Origin of the sequence: Fischerella sp., from assembly GCF_013388695.1 — a bacterium.
Lineage (GTDB): Bacteria > Cyanobacteriota > Cyanobacteriia > Cyanobacteriales > Nostocaceae > PCC9605.
On record NZ_JACAEU010000211.1, the window covers coordinates 1 to 20,589 of the forward strand.

15 protein-coding genes and 1 pseudogene are annotated in these 20,589 nt (G+C 42.9%); 6 read left to right on the forward strand and 10 right to left on the reverse strand.

Annotation, left to right across the window (positions count from 1 at the left end):
• Positions 1 to 171: 171 nt before the first annotated feature.
• The 3 genes from coaD (at position 172) to HXY43_RS26815 (ending at position 4,515) form a co-directional block, all read left to right on the forward strand.
• Positions 172 to 687 carry a pantetheine-phosphate adenylyltransferase gene (coaD, locus tag HXY43_RS26805; protein ID WP_026730947.1) on the forward strand — a complete coding sequence of 172 codons (516 nt, stop codon included), beginning with the start codon at positions 172 to 174 and terminating at the stop codon, positions 685 to 687.
• A gap of 68 nt (positions 688 to 755) precedes the next feature.
• Complete coding sequence (locus HXY43_RS26810) at positions 756 to 1,322, forward strand: hypothetical protein (RefSeq protein WP_026730946.1); 567 nt, start codon at positions 756 to 758, stop codon at positions 1,320 to 1,322.
• Positions 1,323 to 2,757: 1,435 nt separating this feature from the next.
• Positions 2,758 to 4,515, forward strand: coding sequence for an iron uptake porin (locus HXY43_RS26815; RefSeq protein WP_290890343.1), 1,758 nt, complete (start codon positions 2,758 to 2,760; stop codon positions 4,513 to 4,515).
• Positions 4,516 to 4,614: 99 nt separating this feature from the next.
• On the opposite strand, the gene HXY43_RS26820 is transcribed toward HXY43_RS26815, so the two are convergent.
• The 10 genes and pseudogenes from HXY43_RS26820 to HXY43_RS26865 all read right to left on the reverse strand — a co-directional run bounded on the left by HXY43_RS26820 (position 4,615) and on the right by HXY43_RS26865 (position 17,320).
• Positions 4,615 to 4,743 (reverse strand): hypothetical protein, encoded by a 129-nt coding sequence (locus HXY43_RS26820; protein WP_269321000.1) that lies wholly within the window; start codon positions 4,741 to 4,743, stop codon positions 4,615 to 4,617.
• Positions 4,744 to 4,808: 65 nt separating this feature from the next.
• A pseudogene (locus tag HXY43_RS26825) lies at positions 4,809 to 4,907 on the reverse strand (RNA-guided endonuclease TnpB family protein); the annotation flags it as partial.
• A 179-nt stretch (positions 4,908 to 5,086) separates the two neighbouring features.
• Positions 5,087 to 6,391, reverse strand: a complete 1,305-nt coding sequence (locus HXY43_RS26830; RefSeq protein WP_026730944.1) for a proton extrusion protein PcxA — start codon at positions 6,389 to 6,391, stop codon at positions 5,087 to 5,089.
• A 376-nt stretch (positions 6,392 to 6,767) separates the two neighbouring features.
• Positions 6,768 to 7,853 (reverse strand): PstS family phosphate ABC transporter substrate-binding protein, encoded by a 1,086-nt coding sequence (locus tag HXY43_RS26835; protein ID WP_290890349.1) that lies wholly within the window; start codon positions 7,851 to 7,853, stop codon positions 6,768 to 6,770.
• Between the two features lie 699 nt (positions 7,854 to 8,552).
• Entirely contained in the window at positions 8,553 to 11,819 is a 3,267-nt protein-coding gene (locus HXY43_RS26840) for a hybrid sensor histidine kinase/response regulator (protein ID WP_290890352.1), read from the reverse strand.
• Between the two features lie 39 nt (positions 11,820 to 11,858).
• A complete protein-coding gene (locus tag HXY43_RS26845; protein ID WP_290890355.1) occupies positions 11,859 to 14,186 on the reverse strand; it encodes a methyl-accepting chemotaxis protein in 2,328 nt (775 codons plus the stop codon).
• Positions 14,187 to 14,273: 87 nt separating this feature from the next.
• On the reverse strand, positions 14,274 to 14,813 hold the full coding sequence (locus HXY43_RS26850) for a chemotaxis protein CheW (protein WP_026730940.1): 540 nt from the start codon (positions 14,811 to 14,813) through the stop codon (positions 14,274 to 14,276).
• A 10-nt stretch (positions 14,814 to 14,823) separates the two neighbouring features.
• A complete protein-coding gene (locus HXY43_RS26855; protein ID WP_290890360.1) occupies positions 14,824 to 15,240 on the reverse strand; it encodes a response regulator in 417 nt (138 codons plus the stop codon).
• A 186-nt stretch (positions 15,241 to 15,426) separates the two neighbouring features.
• Complete coding sequence (locus HXY43_RS26860) at positions 15,427 to 16,656, reverse strand: response regulator (RefSeq protein WP_290890363.1); 1,230 nt, start codon at positions 16,654 to 16,656, stop codon at positions 15,427 to 15,429.
• Positions 16,657 to 16,780: 124 nt separating this feature from the next.
• Positions 16,781 to 17,320, reverse strand: a complete 540-nt coding sequence (locus HXY43_RS26865) for a L,D-transpeptidase (RefSeq protein ID WP_026730937.1) — start codon at positions 17,318 to 17,320, stop codon at positions 16,781 to 16,783.
• Between the two features lie 522 nt (positions 17,321 to 17,842).
• On the opposite strand from HXY43_RS26865, the gene HXY43_RS26870 reads away from it, so the two are divergent.
• The 3 genes from HXY43_RS26870 to HXY43_RS26880 all read left to right on the forward strand — a co-directional run bounded on the left by HXY43_RS26870 (position 17,843) and on the right by HXY43_RS26880 (position 20,524).
• Positions 17,843 to 18,484, forward strand: coding sequence for a class I SAM-dependent methyltransferase (locus HXY43_RS26870; protein ID WP_290890367.1), 642 nt, complete (start codon positions 17,843 to 17,845; stop codon positions 18,482 to 18,484).
• Between the two features lie 263 nt (positions 18,485 to 18,747).
• Entirely contained in the window at positions 18,748 to 19,536 is a 789-nt protein-coding gene (locus HXY43_RS26875) for a hypothetical protein (RefSeq protein ID WP_290890370.1), read from the forward strand.
• A gap of 124 nt (positions 19,537 to 19,660) precedes the next feature.
• Positions 19,661 to 20,524 (forward strand): aminotransferase class IV, encoded by an 864-nt coding sequence (locus HXY43_RS26880; protein WP_290890373.1) that lies wholly within the window; start codon positions 19,661 to 19,663, stop codon positions 20,522 to 20,524.
• Positions 20,525 to 20,589: the final 65 nt, after the last annotated feature.

The following is a 20,589-nucleotide window of genomic DNA, read 5'->3' on the forward strand; positions in this document are numbered from 1 at the left end:
AAGTCAGATTACTTGGGTACGATGGATTCATAGCTCTCATAACGCTGTCATACTTAAGTATTTTTTCTACTGACAGGATACCGTTATGTGGGCTTTCTTACTTCTCAGACATCCTCTAATGTACGGTGGTTAGATATAATCACTTAAACAACTGTGAGGCATCGTTTGATTGTGATTGCCATTTATCCAGGAAGTTTCGACCCAATTACTTTAGGACACGTTGACCTCATCGAACGCGGCAGTCGGCTTTTTGGGCAAGTGATTGTCGCCGTATTGCGGAATCCTAACAAAACACCATTGTTTAGCGTGCAACAAAGGTTAGAACAGATTCGTCAATCAGTCAAACATTTATCCAATGTGGAAGTAGACGCTTTCGATGGTCTAACTGTCAATTATGCCCAAATGCGGGGAGCTTCTGTCTTACTGCGGGGGCTAAGAGCAATTTCAGACTTTGAAATCGAGCTACAGATGGCTCACATCAATAAAACTCTTTCTGTAGATATAGAAACTGTTTTTCTGGCAACATCAAATGAGTATAGTTTTTTAAGTAGTAGTGTGGTAAAAGAGATTGCAAGGTTTGGTGGCTCTGTCGATCATCTTGTTCCCCCGCACGTCGCCCTGGAAATTTACCAATGCTACGCCCAAAACCATCCCGTATCGAACTCAATCAAAACGGAAGCAGTCTAACCCCGCCAGAGTTAAACGATGGAATTTCCCATGAAAATTCTACGGCTATGAGAAGCGTAGATATTCAATTGGAACTCAATCGCCTCGAAGAAATGATTCTGAGTAGCTTTCGCGTTCCACTAACGCGACACACGTTAGTGGATGAAGAAAGGCTGTTGGATCAGCTTGATTTTATCCGGCTGTCTTTGCCACCAGCTTTTGCTGAAGCAACAGAGATACTTCAACAAAAGCAGGAAATTATCCTGCAAGCAGAAGAATACGGGCAGCAAATTGTGGAAGCCGCACAAGCTAAAAGAGCGCAAATTTTGGACGACAGCGATATTCTCAAACAGGCTGAACGGCAAGCCTTGGAAATACGGCGACAGGTGCAACAAGAATGTGAAGCTATGATGCAAGATACTCTAGAAGAAATTGATCGCCGCCGCCGTCAGTGTCAGCAAGAGATAGAGGAAATGCGACAAACTGCTCTTGCAGAAGCAGAAGAAATTCAACAGGGTGCTGATGATTATGCCGATAGTGTTCTAGAGAGTATTGAAGAACGGCTGCACGAGATGATGCGGATTGTTCGTAATGGACGGCAAGAATTGCAACCAGAACTGCCACCGCAGCGGAATCCTCCATTTCCAAAGAAGTAGCAGCAGAATGATTTTGCCTGTCGCAGATGTCTAGAATTATCAGAAATGGGGATTCAAAATTTAGCGATCGCATTTAATCATCCCATTCCCCTTACATCCTATCGATACACACATCGCTGTCCCCACAACTGGGTCAGGAATAAGTTGATATCTGCGCTACAGAAGTTTTACACAACCAAATAGCAATGCTTTTACTTTTCTAGTAGATAGCGAAACGCAATAAGCAACACTGACTTATCAAGATTTGGATCGGTGCAGTCGAGCGAGCGCAGCTCAACTACAAGCAATAGGGATGAGCGAAGTATAAATCAGCGATTCCTCTGTTTTCAACCAGTTTTTGGAACACAATTCTATTTTGTCCCGATTTTGTCCCTATTGGCAGCTTAAATTTATAGATAAAAGGGTGAATGAATAATATCGATCAGAGCTTTACGGGGTAAGCATCTTAGGTTTTGTTCTGAGAAAAGTTCAAAGCAAATTTGTAGTGCTTTTCAACGAAAAAAGCTATTTTTAAAACTTTGCTTTTTGAGAATATAGCAATCCTGTATAGGTTTGTCGCTTAATAGCTTTTTGTTAATCTGAAAATTCAACAAATTAGGGATTTCGGAAAGGAAGTTCTGATTAAGTGACAACTGTTAAATAATTTGTGAATTGTGGTGTTGGGCTTGCTTTTAGTGCTTTCAATTTGCATTGCTATAGACTCAATAAGTATCAAAATTCCATGTATCGTCTGATGTTATCATTCATTTAAAGCCCTACCCAGTAATGCTTTTAATAAGCTTGTCAGTTCTTTAGGAATTTATGGGATTAACCCAGCGCCGTTTTTAAAGCGATCGCTCCTCTTTGGTGTGCGGTAACAGTGTGCCTTGGAGATACTTGCAAATTAAAACCGTGAAAGTCACCAGGTACTTGTCATGTTTTTCACTTCATTAATTACCCTAGCACTTGGCACTGCTTCTTTTTACATCAGTGCAAATATTGCGGATGATATAGAGCGGTTAGTAGTTAGATTGATAGCCTTGTTCTTACTTTTTTGTAGCCTGGCTTTTGCACCCCTACCAATCCAACTGCTAATTTTCATTGCTTTGCTAATTACTGCAAAAAAGACTTACACATTGAATCAATACAAGCAGGTACTTGATTCTGCACTTGAAAAACTTAATACAAATAGAAAACCGAGGTAACGACTATGACTTTTAATTTAACTGACGCTCTCCAAGTTTGATTGCTTCTATTGCTAGTATCATGTTATTTTCTGGGCTTTGTTTGACACTGTCCAGAACTACAAGAGCGTGAGACGTTTGGGTGCGTTACGTTATCGTTAACGCACCTGACATTCCGAGAACTGAATATTTTGTTCACTAAAAGGATTTTCACGACCTCAAAAAATTTTTGCAACACAACCAGATTAACTAGTGTGAGGAAAAAATTAAAGATGACAAAAATTTTGTGGAAATCTTTATTAGCTAGTTTCGCTGTTTTGGGAACAACACAGGTTGATGCTCAAAGTGCGGTTGCAAAGGAAACAACACCTGACCAAACACAAAATATTTCCCCCGATCGGAATTCAGCAGCAACAAGCAAAGACCGTAATGTAAAAAAGGTGACAACGCAAACTGATAATCAACAGGACAAGGGTTTTGATACTCCTCAGCACCAGTTACTGTTAACGTCGCCAAAATTTGTCCATCAAGATGCTCAGTTCTCACCACACACCCAAGAGAGAATCAGTCAAGATCGCAAAATTGCACAGGTTACGTCGGTTTCTCAGTTATCAGACGTGCAACCTACAGATTGGGCTTTTGGTGCACTGCAATCTCTAGTAGAACGCTACGGTTGTATTGCTGGATACCCTAATAGCACGTATAGAGGCAATAGGCCGCTGACGCGCTACGAATTTGCCGCAGGTTTGAATGCTTGTCTAGACAGAGTGAACGAATTAATTGCCACGAAGACAGCAAATTTGGTGACTAAAGAAGATTTAGCCACATTGCAACGATTGCAGTCAGAATTTACTGCGGAGTTAGCGACACTACGGGGTCGTGTAGATACTCTTGAAGCTCGTAATGCTGAGTTGGAAGCCAATCAGTTTTCCACGACTACAAAACTAGAAGGGGAAGTAGTCCTTGGTCTGACTGATGTTTTCTCAGGAAATGACGATAACAATACAACCCTGGGGGCAAGGGTACGTCTGGATTTACTCTCTAGTTTCACTGGAGAAGATGAACTTAAAATCCGCATTGCGACTAATAATATTGTCAACCCAGAGATTGACACGCAAGAGGGTAGGTTAGCCTTTGCCAGTGAGGATGGTGATGGTTCCACTGATGCCTTAATTGAAACGGTCTTCTATGGTTTCTCTCTGGGTGACAGCACTAGGATCGGTGTTTATGCGAATGGAAGTGATGCAGATGATATTACTGACACAGTAAATATCTTGGATGGCGACGGTGGAGAAGGTGCTTTGTCAGCCTTTGGCACTCGCAACCCAATTTATTCTCAGCTAGAAGATGGTGCAGGGCTGGTAGTCAGGCAGGATTTGGGTAAGAGCCTAGAATTGAGTTTGGCATATTTGGCAAATTCAGCGAATAACCCCTCAGATGATAATGGTTTGTTCAATGGTCCATATGGTGCGCTGGCACAGTTGACTTTCAAGCCTAGCGATAAATTAACTCTTGGCTTAACTTATATAAATAGCTATAACCGGGAGTTGGAAACTGGCAGCAATAGGGCAAATCCCCAATCCTTTTTGAGTGATTCATTGGGTGTTGATGTACCATTTTCCAGCAATTCTTATGGTGCACAGTTGTCTTGGAAGTTAAGTGACAAATTTGTTCTGGGTGGTTGGGCTGGATACACAAATGCTCGTAATTTATCCACAGCAGAAGGAACAGTTGACCGTGGTAATGTTGACATTTGGAATTGGGCTGTCACTCTAGCATTGCCCGACTTGGGTAAACAAGGAAACTTGGCTGGCATCATTGTGGGTATGGAGCCTAAAGTCACTAGTTCCAGCATTAATGAAATTGAAGAAGACGAGGATACTTCTTATCACATTGAAGCGTTCTACGAGTACAGAGTGACAGATAATATCGCCATCACGCCAGGAGTTATCTGGCTGACAAAACCAGATCATAACAATGATAACGATGATGTTGTCATTGGTGCAGTGAGAACCACCTTTAGTTTCTAATGGCTAATGGAAGTTCCCCCTTGAAAAATTCCTCTGCCCACATTCTAAGGTATCGGTTCAGTGAAGTACTCCACACTTCCTGCGGTAGTTAAGCGTTACTTAAAGGGAAGGGGCAACATCTGTTGCCTCTTCCCCGTTACCTTCTTCATAGTTATTTAGTTGTCTAGATAGCTGTTTCCCCGAGGTGCGGAAGTGCCTTGGAGTTTCAACCGTTTCTTTCAACTTCATGGCATTTTAACTTGACTCTCGATTTTTCCGCTTAGTTGAAAGCTATTTTTTGACTCTTTACTAACGTAGTAGCCATCTGAACGCTTAACTATCCTAACTCGCTTGATTTGTTTGATTTGGTAAAAATGTAAATCCCAAGTCCCAATTAATTTCAGTCAACCAATATTACATTTATATAGAAAAAGCTGATTTTGATTTTGTTAGCCAAGTGAAATTTATTAAAGTGAAATTTATTACCCTATTGTTCAGTGTGGCTGCATAAATCAGAAATCTACCAAAAGGGTTTTCACGACCTCGAAAAATTTTTGCAACACAGCCACCTGAAGCATGCAGGCATCAAGCGTTAATCGTCCATTTCCTTCAAGGTCGCTACTGTCGAAGGAGACATCCGGCTGAGCGAGCGGAAGATCCAGTACTTAACCATTGTGTCAGCGATAACTGGGACTGTTGCTATAAACAGAGAGATCGCACTTTTATTGGGAGCAATCCCCAGATGGGCTGACAAGCTTTCTAACAGAACCTCCCATCCATGAGGAGAGTGGAAACCCACGAATATGTCAGTTGTTAAGATAATGGCAAACGATTTGGCGCTATCGCTCAGACCAGACACAATATTGTCTATGAAAGATTTGAGGACAGCGATATCTTGTCGTCTGAACAACAGTACCAAGGCAAAAGCTACAAGCGCCACTATATCAGCAAAAACGTTGCTAAGAGCACTACTACTCTTATGACGAAATTCTTCTGTAAGTTCAACTGCTTTATGTTTAACTTTCTCCTCCATAGCTTCTGCCTCCATCTTAGGAGCAGAACTGATCAGGCTTTCCAATTCGAGTTCTTCTCTAAAAGTGTTTAGTTCTTTAAGGGCTTCCTCCTTCATTTCAGAGTTTAAGAATACTTGCGCTTCCTCTCCTCCCCTGAACTTTTCTACTATTGGAAGAATCAAGAAATTTTTAGATACCTGTTGCGTCACTAGGGGGACAATAATTAACAATGCCAAAAGCCTCAGAGCAATAACTGTTTTTGCTCTAGAGCGGCGATATGCATTAACAATCTCTTCTTCAGCTCCAGGATTCAGATCGTTTTTGACCTTATCGAGCGTCTTCTTGATTGATCTTGGCAGTACTCCTGACTTACCATTGTCTGACTCGGTGTATGGTTGCGATTCAAAATCTTTTGAGGTTTGTTTTTTTCGCTTGCCAGGGGGGACGGGTTTAACATCTTTAACTTCAATGATATTTACCCCTGGTGGATATGACTTTTGATTAACGACTGGGCTAGAAGTTGTAGATGGTATCGGAGCCAATGCAGAGGTGTCTGAATCATTAGTATATTTTGCTAAGATTCCCTCTACAAATATCAGCCTCATCAAGTGATCTTGCCCGAGCGTGCCGAGTGTAGATCTGCTTGCATTGAATTCTTTCATTCTTTGTTTAAGAATGTCCAAGTTGTTCTCGAACTCTTCTTGGGGAAAGACAATCTGACCATTATCACGTATCTTGTCACCATTGAAGTATTTGCCTTCAATAAATTCGATTTTTAATGCAGCCTGATGAGCCTGCTCTAGCGCTTGCTCTGGTGATCCAAGGAAGCGGTCTTTGAGCCGAGCAAATGAGTCTAGCTGTCTCTTAAGAGAATTAGAAGACATAACAAAATCCCAGTGATTGACGCGTTTTTTGCTTGATTCTCTGTGATAAAAAGCCGGATGAGTTGAACAGTTAAGCCTAACAAAACAACAACAAGGAAGTTGCCAGGCTTAGTGTCAGCAATCGTCAACGCAGTGATCTAACCTAAGGGCTACGCTGCCATCACTAGCTAACTTAAGCTAGCAGTACACCAGACTAAGGCTTGAAGTGGCAGCAAACACGAAGAACCAAGTTCTGAGAATGCATTGACAGTAAAGGTATTGAGATTCTAAATAAATATGTAAATTGTTACTTTTAGTTAAGCAAAAGAAGATAGACAAACCTGGGACAAAAAGGTGGCAAACTCGGGACAGAAGATAGATTTCTAAGTTCAACTAGCTAGCGAAGGCTTATAAATCCAGCATCGTTAATTAACTTCTGACCTTGATTACTCAATAACAAAGCAGCATAAGCCATACCAGCCTGTTCATCCTCTAGACCGTTTTGCTTAACGATCACAAACAATCGGCGAGTAATTGGATATTGTCCACTTTGTATGGCTACTCTGTTGAGGCGGTTGCGCTGATTTGGGCATTGAGAAGGCTCCACCAAAGGCTCTTGGTAGGGAGAAACCATTTGCTCTGCTTTAGACCCAATTGGCAAAGGTTTGACCTTACATTGTGACAATACTTCAATGGCAGTAGCATAATAGATGCCACCAAGGTCTGAAGCCACTTTTCTCACTCCACTGGTTGTGTCATCAACAATCTTGACATTAGTACCGAGTTTCCCACCCTGCAAAACGTTGTCTACAAAGAATTCCACCGTACCACCTGCTTCTTGAGGTCGAGAGTAGGGAGTCAGAGGGAGGTCTGGCCCACCGACTTGCTTCCAGTTATTAATCTTGCCTGTGTAGATATCTTTGAGTTGAGCGACAGTGAGACCGGGAATGTTTAGATTGGGATGAACGGCGATCGCAATTCCATCTATCGCTACTGGTATCTCTTTGAGAGAAAAACCGCGTTGCTGTGCTTCCTGGTATTCTTTATCTTTAACTGGGCGCGAGGACTGAGAAAAAACAAGCTGGTTCTCTAACAGCATCTTGATACCTGTACCAGACCCAGGTTTACCAATGACTGGATTGGTGTAACGCAATCTAAATTGCGGTTGGGTGGTTTGAATAATTGGGTCTAGTGTTTTTCGGATTGGTGCCCAAGTTGTACTACCTCCATAACTAAATAATCCGGACGGAATATTTGGCACTTCGGCAAAGGTTCGAGCTTGATTGTAAGTGGCAAAGGTCAGAGTCCGATCGGAAGGCTTCTGTAGTTTTTTCCCAGCACCATCTATAGAATCTACCAACAAGTTGCTAGCAGATCCAAAACCAGACCCATCACTAGCCCACCAAAACCCTAAACCAACTAGTCCAGCCGCAGTTAAAAGAAGTAAAACTAGGATTGTTGTTTCTGTTGTTTTTTCAGACATAAGGTTTTCGCCAATTTATAAAAAGCCTATCGGTCTACAGAGTCTAAATGCGATGAGGTAACAATCTGACTAAAAGTAATGTCTTTTGCAGCCATCCAAATCATTCCTGAACATTGTGGATTACTGTCAAACAATTTTGGGTTTTGGATGCGTGGATTTTGATTCCACGGATAAATCCGGGGGCTTGTACCATCAAGAAATGATTGGTCAGAGGAAAAATTAATTAATCCCTTCCCCACCCAGAAAATCTTTGTTTAACTAACCACAAAGGACTTATAGATGCGCCTTTTTCAGCTTCGGTGCAGGATAGGACACAAAGAATTTAAGAGATTGGTATTGTTATAGGTGTGAGTGCTAATCACGATCAAAAATGGTCTTGTTTTATGAACAAGACCATTTGATCAAACAATATCATTTCTTATTAAAAAATATGAAGTTAAAGCTTCATATTAAACAAGGTTAAGGATTGACTAAAAAATTCCTATGAATTTTGACTCATCACATCACCGAACAAGTAAAAAGTAAAAAGGCATTCATAAATAAGAAGAAAATATTGGGTTTGAAGCCCCTAAATTTATTTATGAAACAAAAATACTTTTTGAGAGACGCGTAGCGCGATCAAAAATGCGTCCATTTCAAATCCCCTTAATTTATTTATGGGTATTTTCTTTTTACTTTTTACTTTTATCTTTTTACTTTTTAAAGGTAAGGTATTTTTTGAGGCGCATTCTGACCAACAATGTTGCTCAGTGCCGATAGCAGTTCTAACTCAATGTAAGGTTTGGTGAAGTAAGCGCTAGCACCTAGGAGCATTGCTAAATTGCGGTGTTTGCTGTTACCACGGGTTGTCAACATTGCTACAGGAATTGTTGCTAGTTGAGGGTCTTGACGACAATATTCAAGAAACTCAAACCCATTCATATTAGGCATTTCGACATCAGAAATGATCAGTTGCACCATGATTGAACCATACCGCAGTTGTTCGATCGCTTCCCATCCATCTCGCGCTTGCAAAACTCGATAGCCAGCTTTCTCTAAAGTGAGAACTAAAGCTTGTCTAGCGGTAGTAGAGTCGTCAACAACAAGTACTGTAGGTGTTGTGTGTGTCTCGTAGGCAGATAAATGCTCGTGAGTGGCTAACGATTCGATTGTAGGTGCTATGGCGGCCATGTTAGTTTTGCTCTGCGCCAGAAACTCTTCTAGCAACATCACACCATTCATCACGGGAATTAGACAGCCACTTCCCAGGATGGTACAACCAGAAATATAGTTGGGAGGGGCGATCATCGCTCCAAAGGGTTTGATTACCAGTTCTTGCTCAGCAACTATGTAATCAACTTCTAGAGCAAACATCTCTTGCTCTCGACGGATCAGCAGCAGTGGTGGGATTTTGTTTTCTGTTGTGTTTTCTGTTGAGGAAACAGCAACCACCGCATTGCTAGAAAAGGTTTCTGGCAATGGACAGTTGTAGTGCAAAAGATCGGCCAATCGATAAACAGGAATAGACTGCTCTTGCCAGGTTAAAAATTGCTGGCTGCCAACTTGGTGAGTCTGAGTAGCTTGGGGAGTTATAATCCTGGCAATGCTGTCGATTGGCAGTGCTACAGTTGTGGAACCGACTGAGCAAACTAGTAATTTGGCGACCGTTAGTGTAAATGGCAGGCGTAAGGTAAAGGTTGTGCCTTGTCCAGGAGAGGAGGTAACAGTGATACTGCCTTTAAGGGATTGTAACTGCGCTTTCACTACATCTAGCCCAACTCCCCGTCCAGAAAGTTCGCTCACATGACTTGCGGTTGAAAAACCTGGCTCAAAGATCAGTTCAAACAGCTCCACCGTAGGAATCGCTGCCAATTGTTCTGGCAACAATAAGCCTCTTTCGATTGCCCGAGAACAAATACGCTCTAAATTGAGTCCCTGACCATCATCCCGTATCTCAACAACAGTTTGGTTGCCCTGGTGATAGGCTCGAATTTCAATTTCGCCTTGCTCTGGTTTTCCTTGTTGACGCCGAACATCTGGTGGCTCAATGCCATGATCGAAGGCGTTCCGAAGTAAGTGCAGAAGCGGGTCATAGAGCTTCTCTACAATGGCTTTCTCAACCTGTACTTCTGTTCCTATTAGCCTCAAGCTGACAGATTTGTTATGGGTGGTAGATAGATCCCGCAATACTCTGGGAAAACGATTTAGCACGTTACCAATTGGCAACATGCGAGACCACATGAGTTCATCCCGTAGCTGAGAGAGCATTTGACGCTCCTGTCGAATTGTTCGATTCGAGCGTCCCCGAAACATGGCAACATCATCCACTGCCTCTTTGATCTGCGCTACTTCTTCCAGGATTTCCTGAAGCGAAGAGTGTAGGGCTCCGTAGCGATCCATTTCCAGAGCATCAAACTCTGTAAAGGAGAATTCAGAAGCTGATAACTGAAGACCAGATGCAGAAGGGCTATGTCCAGAGTCAAAGGAACGATGAGAGGATTCATTCAAAAGACCTAATTCCTGGTTCCCGTTCCCTAGCACCACTTTCTTTGTGTGGTCAATGGATTCTGAAGTGACCAACATGGTGTTTGATAAGTTTTGTATCTGCTCGATGACTCCTTGAAAGCGATCGAAACGACGGAGTAATTCTTCAATAGCTTCCTGAATTTGTTCGTTCTCAAGAGCAAACATATTGCGGTTAATCGTTAATTCGCCCAAGAGATTATTCATCCGATCTAAGCGAGCGAGGTCAACCCGAACTGAAATATTGGAAGCACTGTTGGAAAGCTGTTCCTGAGGCTGTTTGCGAATCTGAAATTCCTGCTTCAGAACAGACTCAATTGCAGAAGGTTCTGTTGCCCGCGAGACTACAATAGCGTTGCTAGGAGTAGGGCTAGCAAGATTTAGCTTGGGTAGAGATGGTAATTCTTCTGCTGCCTCTGTTCCGGAGATAATGTTAGTTGCCGATTCCAGATCGTTGATGTTTGGGGTTACTTCTTCTATATCTTCTATATCAGCCTCAAACAGAAAAACTGGACTGTTATCACTTACTTCTGTAGATGTAACCGATGTCTTTCCACTCAATAAATCTTCTAAGGAAAGGGAGAGACCTTCCTCTAGGTGTTCAACCGCAGTTTCTGAGTCTAGGGAAGCGATCGCCGGGTTGAATATATCTATCGGTGCTTCGTCAATTACGGTGGTTTCTGCCAAAGCGATTAGAGCTGCCGAGGGGCTACCTCCTTGGGTGCGATCGCCAGCAAGAACAGCCTCTCTGCTTGAAGTAAAATCAGCAAGTGCCAATTGGGCGATGTGCAGTGCTTGATCGGGGTGAGCTTCTAGGGCCGCTAAAGTCGTTTCTGCGATCGCTTTAAACCCTGGAAGCTCTAGAAACTCAGCAAATTTAGCAAACAGTTCTGTTTGTGCGCGTAATTCTTCGGCAATCTCATGTTTTTGGAGTTTAGTAGCGATTGCGACGGTCAGGCGCTCTAGGCCATGAGCTACATCAACCTGAAAGACTGACGCGATGATGTCAACGTTTAGATCCGCAGAGTCAGGTATGTAGTAATTAGCCCGAGTCAGTGCATCTCCCAGTTTTTCTTCTATTTTGGTAAATATAGGATTGGCAGTGGTTAAGGCTGACTCTAAGTCAAAGCAGCCAGTTGCAATCTGCTCTGTAAGGGGAAACCGGAGACAATCGTAGGCTTGTAGCAGCAGTCCTTCGAGATCGGCATCGATTTCTATAGTCTCGTCGTAGAGTGCCCTGAAAATGTCCTCTAGTCGATGGGCAATGGTGATGATGCCCTCAAGCTCCACAATTGCAGCACCTCCTTTGAGGGAGTGAGCAGCTCGCATTAACTCGTGGAGTTTGGTAGAGCTGCGTTCAGACCTCAGTGTGAGTAGCCCTGTTTCGATCGCTTGCAGCAGTTCAGGGACTTCTTCAATAAAAAATTGATAAGTTTGGTCGTGAACATCGCGAGACATCGACATAATCTGCTTCTCCCTGAGTCATCCGTGGAACGTTTGATGCTAATCTACTTTGAACTGACTGACACTTCCTTGCAGCACTTTGGCGACTGCAATTAGTTTCTCAAAGGAAACCGACACATTCGTAGCTGAAGTTGCTGTGTTTTGGGCGATGGTAGCAACCTCTGTCATCGTTTGGGTGACAATCTCAGAGTTTTGAGCTTGCTCTACCGTTGCTTGGGCGATCGCTTGTACCACTTCATGAATTTGAGCATTAGCTGTGACGATTTGGTTTAACCCCAAACGAGTTTCATCCACCAATTTGCTTCCAGACACAACTTGTTCAGTACCGACTTCCATTGCAGTCACTACCTCACTGGTTGCTCGCTGAATACTAGATATCAGCTTTTCGATATCATCGGTGGCTTTTGCCGATTGCTGAGCTAGCTCTCGGATTTCTTCAGCAACGATCGCAAAGCCTCGACCTTCTTCGCCAGCGCGAGCAGCTTCGAGGGATGCATTCAGCGCCAGAACATTCGTTTGCTCGGCAAAATTCTTAATCAGATTTACTACTGTAAAGATTTTTTGGGAAGATTCGCCTAAATGCTTGACTTTCTTCGCAGTTTCTGATACCGTACCTCGGATCGCCATAATCCCGTCTACTGTTAAATTCATCAGTTCATTTTCCAGTTGGACGATTTCAGTCGCTTGGTGAACTGTTGCTTCTGCCGCTTTAGCATTCGTGGCGATCGCTTGGATCGAGTTATCCATTGCGTGAATCCGCTCGATGGCTCCCGTAATTTTGTTGGACTGCTGCAAAGCACCTTCAACTAATGTTTGAACAAAACCCTCACTGTCGTTTGCTGTTGCTTCTACTTGGTTAGTTGCGGTTTGGACTTGAGTCACAATCTTCCGCAAGTTCTCAATCACATAGTTATAAGAGTCAGCGACCGTACCAACTTCATCGTCTGTCACCTGGGCATAAACTGTCAGATCTCCTTTACTGACAGGCTCTACTTCCACCAGCAACTCGAACACCCGTTTTTGCAAGAGTTCTTTCTCCTGCACGAACTGTTCTATTTGCTGGGCCATATCGTTGATGGTGGTACATAGCACAGCAAGCTCGTCTTCACCGTTCACATTCAGACGGGTATTCAATTTTCCTCGACCCATGTCCTCCACTGCGGAGGTTGCATCTAGGAGAGGACGGGTAGCCCGCTTTGCTAGGATAGCGGCAATCGTCCCTACCATTAGGGCTGCTATGGCTATTCCCACAAGTAAAATTTGGCGTAGCTTCCTTAAAGGAGCAAAGGTTTGCACTGTAGGGCGGGCAATACCCACTGTCCATCCAGGTTCTGGCACTCCTCTTAACCCTGGCATATTTGTAAAGCTAACCAGAACTTCTTCCCGATCGTTCTTATCCGTTGCCACATAGGTCAGTACCGATTTCTCCTTGAGTGCTTCCAACATCTGTGCCCATGTCTCGGAAATTCCCTCATAATCGGCTTCAGCCGAATGACCGATCATATCTGGTTCAGCGGCTGCAAAGATCTGCCCTTCGGGAGTGACAATTTCATATTCCCAAGAATTGTCTTCAAGAAATTTAAATATTTCGTTTAGACGTTCTGATGACATTCGCACCAGAACGACACCAATGACTTTACCTGTTCCAGGCTGTTTTATAGGTGCAGCGACTTCTAGGTGACTTCTGCCTGGTGAGAGAGTCATCTTTGGGTCGCTAATGGCTGGAGACTGGCTGGAGACCGCTCGCTGAAAGTGCTCTTGATCGCTATAGTTCTCTTCGGCACTAAATGGTCGCGATGATTGGGACTGAAACAGCAATTTGCCCGTTATGTCAGTGACAGCAATACTGTCGTATTTCCCGTTGCTAGCCTCCATAAAACTGTTTAGCAGACCCATAAAACGGTTTAGCAGACCGACTGGTTGCTCGTGCGAAATCGCTGGATTTAATGGTGGCTCGATCGCGAAAGAGTCCTCAGAAATTTGTTGTAACTGTGACTCCATCATCAAAGGCGATTTAGCAATAATTTCAGCGTCTTCCACAAACTCATTAATGGTGATGGTAAGTGCGCTACTCAAGCCAATGATGCGGCTTTCTTGCTCGGCAAAAATTTGCGTTGTGATCGAGCGACTCGCCAAGGTATAAGCGATACCCCCAACGGTTGCGATCGGAATCACACCGATCGCAACTGCCAGAACCGTGACTTTTCTTGGCAAACTTTTTGGTAAACTCAATACTTGTAGACTCAATTCCTTCCACCAACTCGCTTTCCCCAATTGGTGAAAAAGCTGTCGAGTTTTGGATGAGTTTCTACTTGTCTTCGCATTTTGGGAGTTAGGCAACACAGACCTAACATGATTCTGAGTCATGGAATTTACCTCATGAAAACTGAGCAGTTGGTTGCAGTCGTCTCAAGGCTAAGAAAGACAGAACAATCAGTTTATGGCTTCTGAAGCTTATGATTGGGATATGGCGGCAATAATGGCTTCATCATCCAAAACGGCTAACTGTTCACCATTGGATTTCAATTGGTATCCGCGCATAAACGGCACCAACTGAGGAGTGACGACATCGGACGACGGAGATTGAAGCAGATCCGGATCGCACCACTCCATCATTTCTGCTCGGTTTATCACTAGCCCGATCATCTGGTTCTCAGCATTGTTGTCTGGCGTACTCATAGAGCGGGCACGCAGTACAATTGCGCTATAGGTTGCACTTATACCTTGTTGATGCCAAGGTGTGAACCCGATCAAGTGAGCCAGATTAACCATCCAGAGTACCTGACCCCGCCAGTTATAAGCCCCCATTACCCATGCAGCAAGTTGAGGAATTGGCGTAATCTGATCGACAGGAATTGTCAAGACCTCAGCGATCTGAGAAATTGGCAGCAATACTGTTGTGTCAGGAACAAGCTGAAACCGTAAAAACTGCTCTCTTGCCTTTGCAGAGGATGGGACTGTTGTTGATGATGATGCTAAAGAGTCAGATGTCATTGGTGTCTCCTTAAATATCAGACTTGACACCCAAACAATTATTTATAACGCTGAGTAGTTCTTCCTCAGCAACTGGCTTAGATAAGTAAGCATTGGCTCCCTGCTTTAATCCCCAGAATTTATCAGCATTCGTTTTTTTAATTGAGCAGAGAATAATGGGGATGTTAGTTGTCTCAGCTGTCGCCTTTAAATCTCGACAAAGCGCAAAACCGCTTCTATCCGGCAGGACAACATCTAGGATGATAATATTAGGCTTATGTTTACTGATTTGTTGTATTGCTTCTTCTCCGTTAGTAGCTGTCAAAACATGAAAACCGGATTGATACAAATACTTTGTAATCATTTCCCGTGCAGGTAGAGAATCATCAACTACCAAGGCAACTGTTTGATCAGTCAAGGAATCCTCAGTAGTCAGGGTAAGATTCATAAAATATGTACCTCCAACAAATAACAGATAGCCACAGCTAAACAATTCAAGACTCAAAATCTCAAAAATTTTTCTCTTCCGAAGTAAGGGTAGGTTTCACAAATGCCTTTTACAAGCTGTATGAAGCTTTGCGAGACCTAAACCCCTATAACTGAATGTTTTTTAACTTGCTTTTTCCCATTTGATTTACAACGCCGGTTCACTGAGATGAATCTGTTTAAGGTGCTTATTGATTACACCTATGACTTGGTTAGTATCAACTGTTTCTTTGCTGAGAAAATCTGAAGAGCCAACCATCTTAGCTCTAACTCGATCAATTACCCCATCATTTCCCGTCAAAATAATAATTGGCGTATGGCGGAAGCAGGCAAGCTTGCGTAGCTTGCTGCAAATTTCATACCCATTTGTATTCGGCATCATCAAATCAAGAAAGATCAGATCCGGCTTCAGCGCTAACAAAACGCCGATCGCCCGTAAAGGATCGTTTAGACCGACAAACCGATAGTTTGCTGCTGTCAGAATCTTTTCCATCTCTTGGCTAACCCAAGGATTATCATCTAAACAGGCAATTAAAGGTCGTCGAGCCTCTGATGGCGTTGATGATGAAAAGATTGGGGCTGGTAGGTCAGCAATAGTTTTTAATTCCACCAAGCCCAACTGAATATAGGGCAATAGTGAACGGATAACAGTCAACACGTCCTGCTTCATGTCTATTGCCATTTCACGCAGGGTCTGCTGTTGTTCTAAAAGTTGGCTTAGCGTTTGGTAGACTGAGGTTGAAATTCGCTGTTGCAGTTCCCCTGCTTGACCGATAGCAGGCGCTTTATTGGGGGAGCAATCAGCCAATTTTGCAGCCTTCCAGCTTTGCCAAAGCCGATCTGCTTCTGCAACGGCTTGCGCTGCATCAATCAAAACAAGTCTCTTAGGCAGCGTTTTGTTAGGTCTGAGTTCATAAGTAACCTGTGTTGCTTGCGTGATATCAAACAACACTTCCACAATCGTTGACCAAATGACTCTGGCAGCTTGCTCCTTGGTAATTTTTTGTTGCTCTACCCACAAACACAATAGTTGGTACTGCCAACAGGTATCAAAATCTTCAGGCGTCGTATTAACCAATTCGTACTGTAGTGCTGAAATATCAGCAGGCTGCTGGCGCAGATAGAGCGCTGAATTCCGCTTCCACCGTCTCACTGGGTGATCTCCACCAGTGGTATACACGATGAAACCGCGATACAGGTGAACAATCCACTCTCGCCCCATTACATCGGTCAATACAAGTTGACCGCTAAACTGAAACTGTTTCAGTGTCACAAACAGTTCGACCTGCTTTGAAGCATCAAAATCCCTAATCAGCGGAGTGTCATTTCTCCGAGTCAGCAGAGCATCAACTGATTGGTAAAGGAGACTGCTATTCATTGCACCTTCATCAAATTTGTTGCCACAGGCATAACTAGTATCTACTGTGCAAGGTGACAAAGTCGGGATAAAAGGTGGGACAATTGCTTTTAAATAGTTTGTATATTCAAATCGAGAAAAAACCCTACTTACGCACCACCACCAACGTGCCGATATCAGCCCAATTGAAAAGCTTGCGAGCTTCTGGTACTCGTAAATTCACGCAACCGTGGCTAACTGGTGTACCAAAATTATTATGCCAAAAAGCCCCATGAATGGCGTAACCCTCGAAAAAATACATGGTATAGGGAACATTAGGAATATCGTAACCCGGGCCTCGCATTCGAGTAGAGCGAAACTTAGAGCTAATCAAAAATTTACCCTTTTTTGTGGGAGTGGAGCGTTTACCCGTGGAAACTTGCATGGAGTAAACAAGTTTGTTACCTTCCCATGCGTATAAGCGTTGCTTGGTTAAATCAATTTCTATTTTCCGAGGAGGTCGTAATTCCTTCCAGATATCAAGATCAGATTTATTGACAGAGTTGCTATCGAATAAGCGATAAGAAAAATGGGAAATAGGTGTCTTTGAATTTGAATAAGTAAAATAAGCTCCTGCCACAATCCCCATAGATGCAAATAAAGTTACCAACCAAGCGATCCAACTGCTACGAATCAAGTTTCCCATTTCGTATTACTTTTTACTTTTTGGAAGATGCTAAGCCGATGTGCTTCTCAATACACTGGTTATAGTTAAGACAGTTATGAATCTTTAGTCAGTTTCTACCAACGATCATTGACCAAGGACTAAAATTGCTACCTGTGTATAATTGCTGCTTGCGTCTTGATCGATGTTTATTTGTGTAGCAATTTTGCATATTTTGGTCGTAAATTGATGCAACCGAGAAGATGAAGTTTCCATGACAATTTCACCAGAATGCCACTTTTATGGGAATCCTTTACTTTTCTCTGATAGTTTTTAGCTTCTTGCTGCAACAAGCGTGAGTTTTCTTGATTTTATCCTATTGTCCTGGCACTGCTTCGGGCATACCCCGTTTCGGGTCAACAAGCTTTGACTCATTATCTATCGTTGGGTCGTTCAGAAATAAAAAGCTGAGTTTTGTCACTTTCCAGTCACATTTGTTTTTGACGCTAAAGATAGGGACATTCTTTCAGTTTTTCACCAGATTATTTACAAACAGCACCGATCATGCAATTACGAAGAATACTAATTTTACTTGTGACCGGGATTAGTGCAGTGAGCGTGGGTGTAGCTGGATGCACGAACCAGCGCGATTCACAGATAGATGCCCAAGCGCCTGCTTCTGACTCCCCAGCACCAGCGCTTACAACTCAATTCCAACAAGCTCCAGAAGCAGATGTACCTTATGTACCAACATCACCAGAAGTAGTAAACGCTATGCTGCAACTAGCACAAGTCAAAAAGGATGATGTGCTTTACGATCTTGGCAGTGGAGACGGGCGCATTCCCATTACAGCGGTGCAAAAATACGGTGTTAGTCGTGCTGTTGGTGTAGAAATTAATCCAGAACTTGTGCAAGAAAGTCAGCAAAATGCCCAAAAAGCAGGAGTGAGCGATCGCGTTAAATTCCAGCAACAAAACTTATTCCAAACCGATTTTAGTGACGCATCGGTAGTAACACTTTACCTTCTACCCGATGTCAACTTAAAACTCCGACCTAAACTTTTGAAAGAACTAAAACCAGGCACGCGTATTGTTTCCCACGCCTTCGACATGGGTGATTGGAAACCACAGCAGACAGTACAGGTGCAAAGCACAACCCTTTACTTATGGGTTGTTCCTGAGAATGTTCCCAAGAATTTGCTGTAAGAGTTGGTAATTGGTAATTGGTAATTGGTAATTGGTAATTGGTTTTACCCGTTACCGATTATCGACTTTAGAGATGTTTTCTAAGTTACATCTCCAATACGCTAAGCCAATACAGCCAGTTAGTTGAACGAAAGCTTTTCCATAGGAACTGTTGACTAACTAATACTTCGCGCGATCGCTAATTGCATTGAAACTGTTAATTTAGCTAAATTTACGGGAACTATGTACTTGTAATCCAACACTTCATTTATCAGTCAAGCAGAATGTTGTTTCTCTCCCCTCAAGCTATTGGTGCATTTATTACAGCCTGTCTATGTATTTTAGGAGTTAGCTTGTTGCAATTTCCCCGTATGCAACAACTAATTTCTAGTCAACAAACTGCTTCTTTAGAAACATTAGAAAGAGAAATAAACACAGAAAAACTCCGCCTCAATTTGCTTAAGCAAATGCCGACTTTCGGTTATGATAATTTAATAGCAAATTGGAGCTATCTCAGTTTTTTGCAATACTTTGGCGATGATGAAGTTCGTGACAGAACAGGTTACAGTCTCAGCCCAGAATATTTTGAAGTCATTTTAGAACGCGATCCGCGATTTTTACAGGCTTACATAGGGCTTTCTACCAGCACTTCTATGTATGCCGCTATGCCAGAACGGTCAATAGCATTGATGAAAAAAGGTTTAAATTCACTATCTCCTTGGGTTCCCCATCGGTCTTATTATGTATGGCGTTATAAAGGCATTGATGAATTATTATTTTTAGGAGATGCTCAAAATGCCAAGCAATCATTTCAAAAAGCAGCAAACTGGGCTAGTAATCATTCAGATGAAGAAAGCAAACAATTAGCAGGATTTTCTCAGAAGACTGTTGAATTTTTAAATCGCAATCCTAACAGTAGATACGCCCAAATTGCTACTTGGACAATGGTATTAAATAATAAATTGGATGATAAAACTCGACAAAGAGCAATTAGCGCCATAGAAGCTTTAGGAGGAAAGGTCATCAAAAATCCAGATGGCTCTACTAAAATTAAATTACCTGAAAAGGATTAGTTGGTTGTTGATTGTTGGTTAGTGGTTAGTGGTTAGTGGTTAGTAGGGGCGGGTTTAGCCACAAATTTATAGGCTTCAATCACAAAAGATCTATCAAAACCCGCCCGTACAGTGGTTGTTAACTATGCCCAATGCCCAATGCCCACTCCCCCACTCCTCCACTCCCCCACTCCTCATTCCCAGCGAGGTTACGACTATTTATTGGTACAACGGTAAATTAATTCAGTCTCAAACCATAGAATTAACCATTGATGACCCAGCTTTACTGTACGGAGCGACGGTTTTTACTACACTACGGGTTTATGGCAATTCATTAGACCATAGATTAACGAATTGGCAGGCACATTGCGATCGCCTTAAATTTAGCTTAAAAACTTTTGGCTGGTTATTACCAGATGAAGTACGATTACGTCAAGGTGCGGAATTAATCATGGCACACTTTCCCGTCCTTAGAATTACCGTATTTCCCGATGGACGGGAATGGATAGTTGGCAGATTCTTACCAAAAGACTTGATGGATAAACAGAATAATGGTATAGTGTCTAGCCTCTCATCACTAGCATATTCTCGCAGTTTACCCACTCACAAAACTGGAAATTATCTGAGTGCTTGGCTGGCAAGGAATAGAGCCCAAAAGTTAGATGCTCAAGAGGCGATATTAGTGGATGCTTTGGGGAATTGGTTAGAAACAAGTACGGGCAATCTTTGGGGATGGCGGGATGGCTGTTGGTGGACACCTCCTGTGAGTGCAGGAATTTTGCCAGGAGTGATGCGAGATCAGCTGATCGACTGGCTGCAAAATCAACAACAGGTGAAAGAGGAACCTTGGACACCGGAACTAGTTAAGGAGTTTGATGCGATCGCCTACTGTAACAGTGTTGTCGAAATTGTTCCCATCCACACCGTCATCCAGCCCACAGGATCGCTACAATATAATCCCAAGCATCCTTGTTTTCAACAACTACGGGGATTTCTACTAGCATTATAGGTGCAGAATTTGGTATACCTTAAGATAAGTTAACATAATTCTTAAAATGCCCTCGCACAACAAAT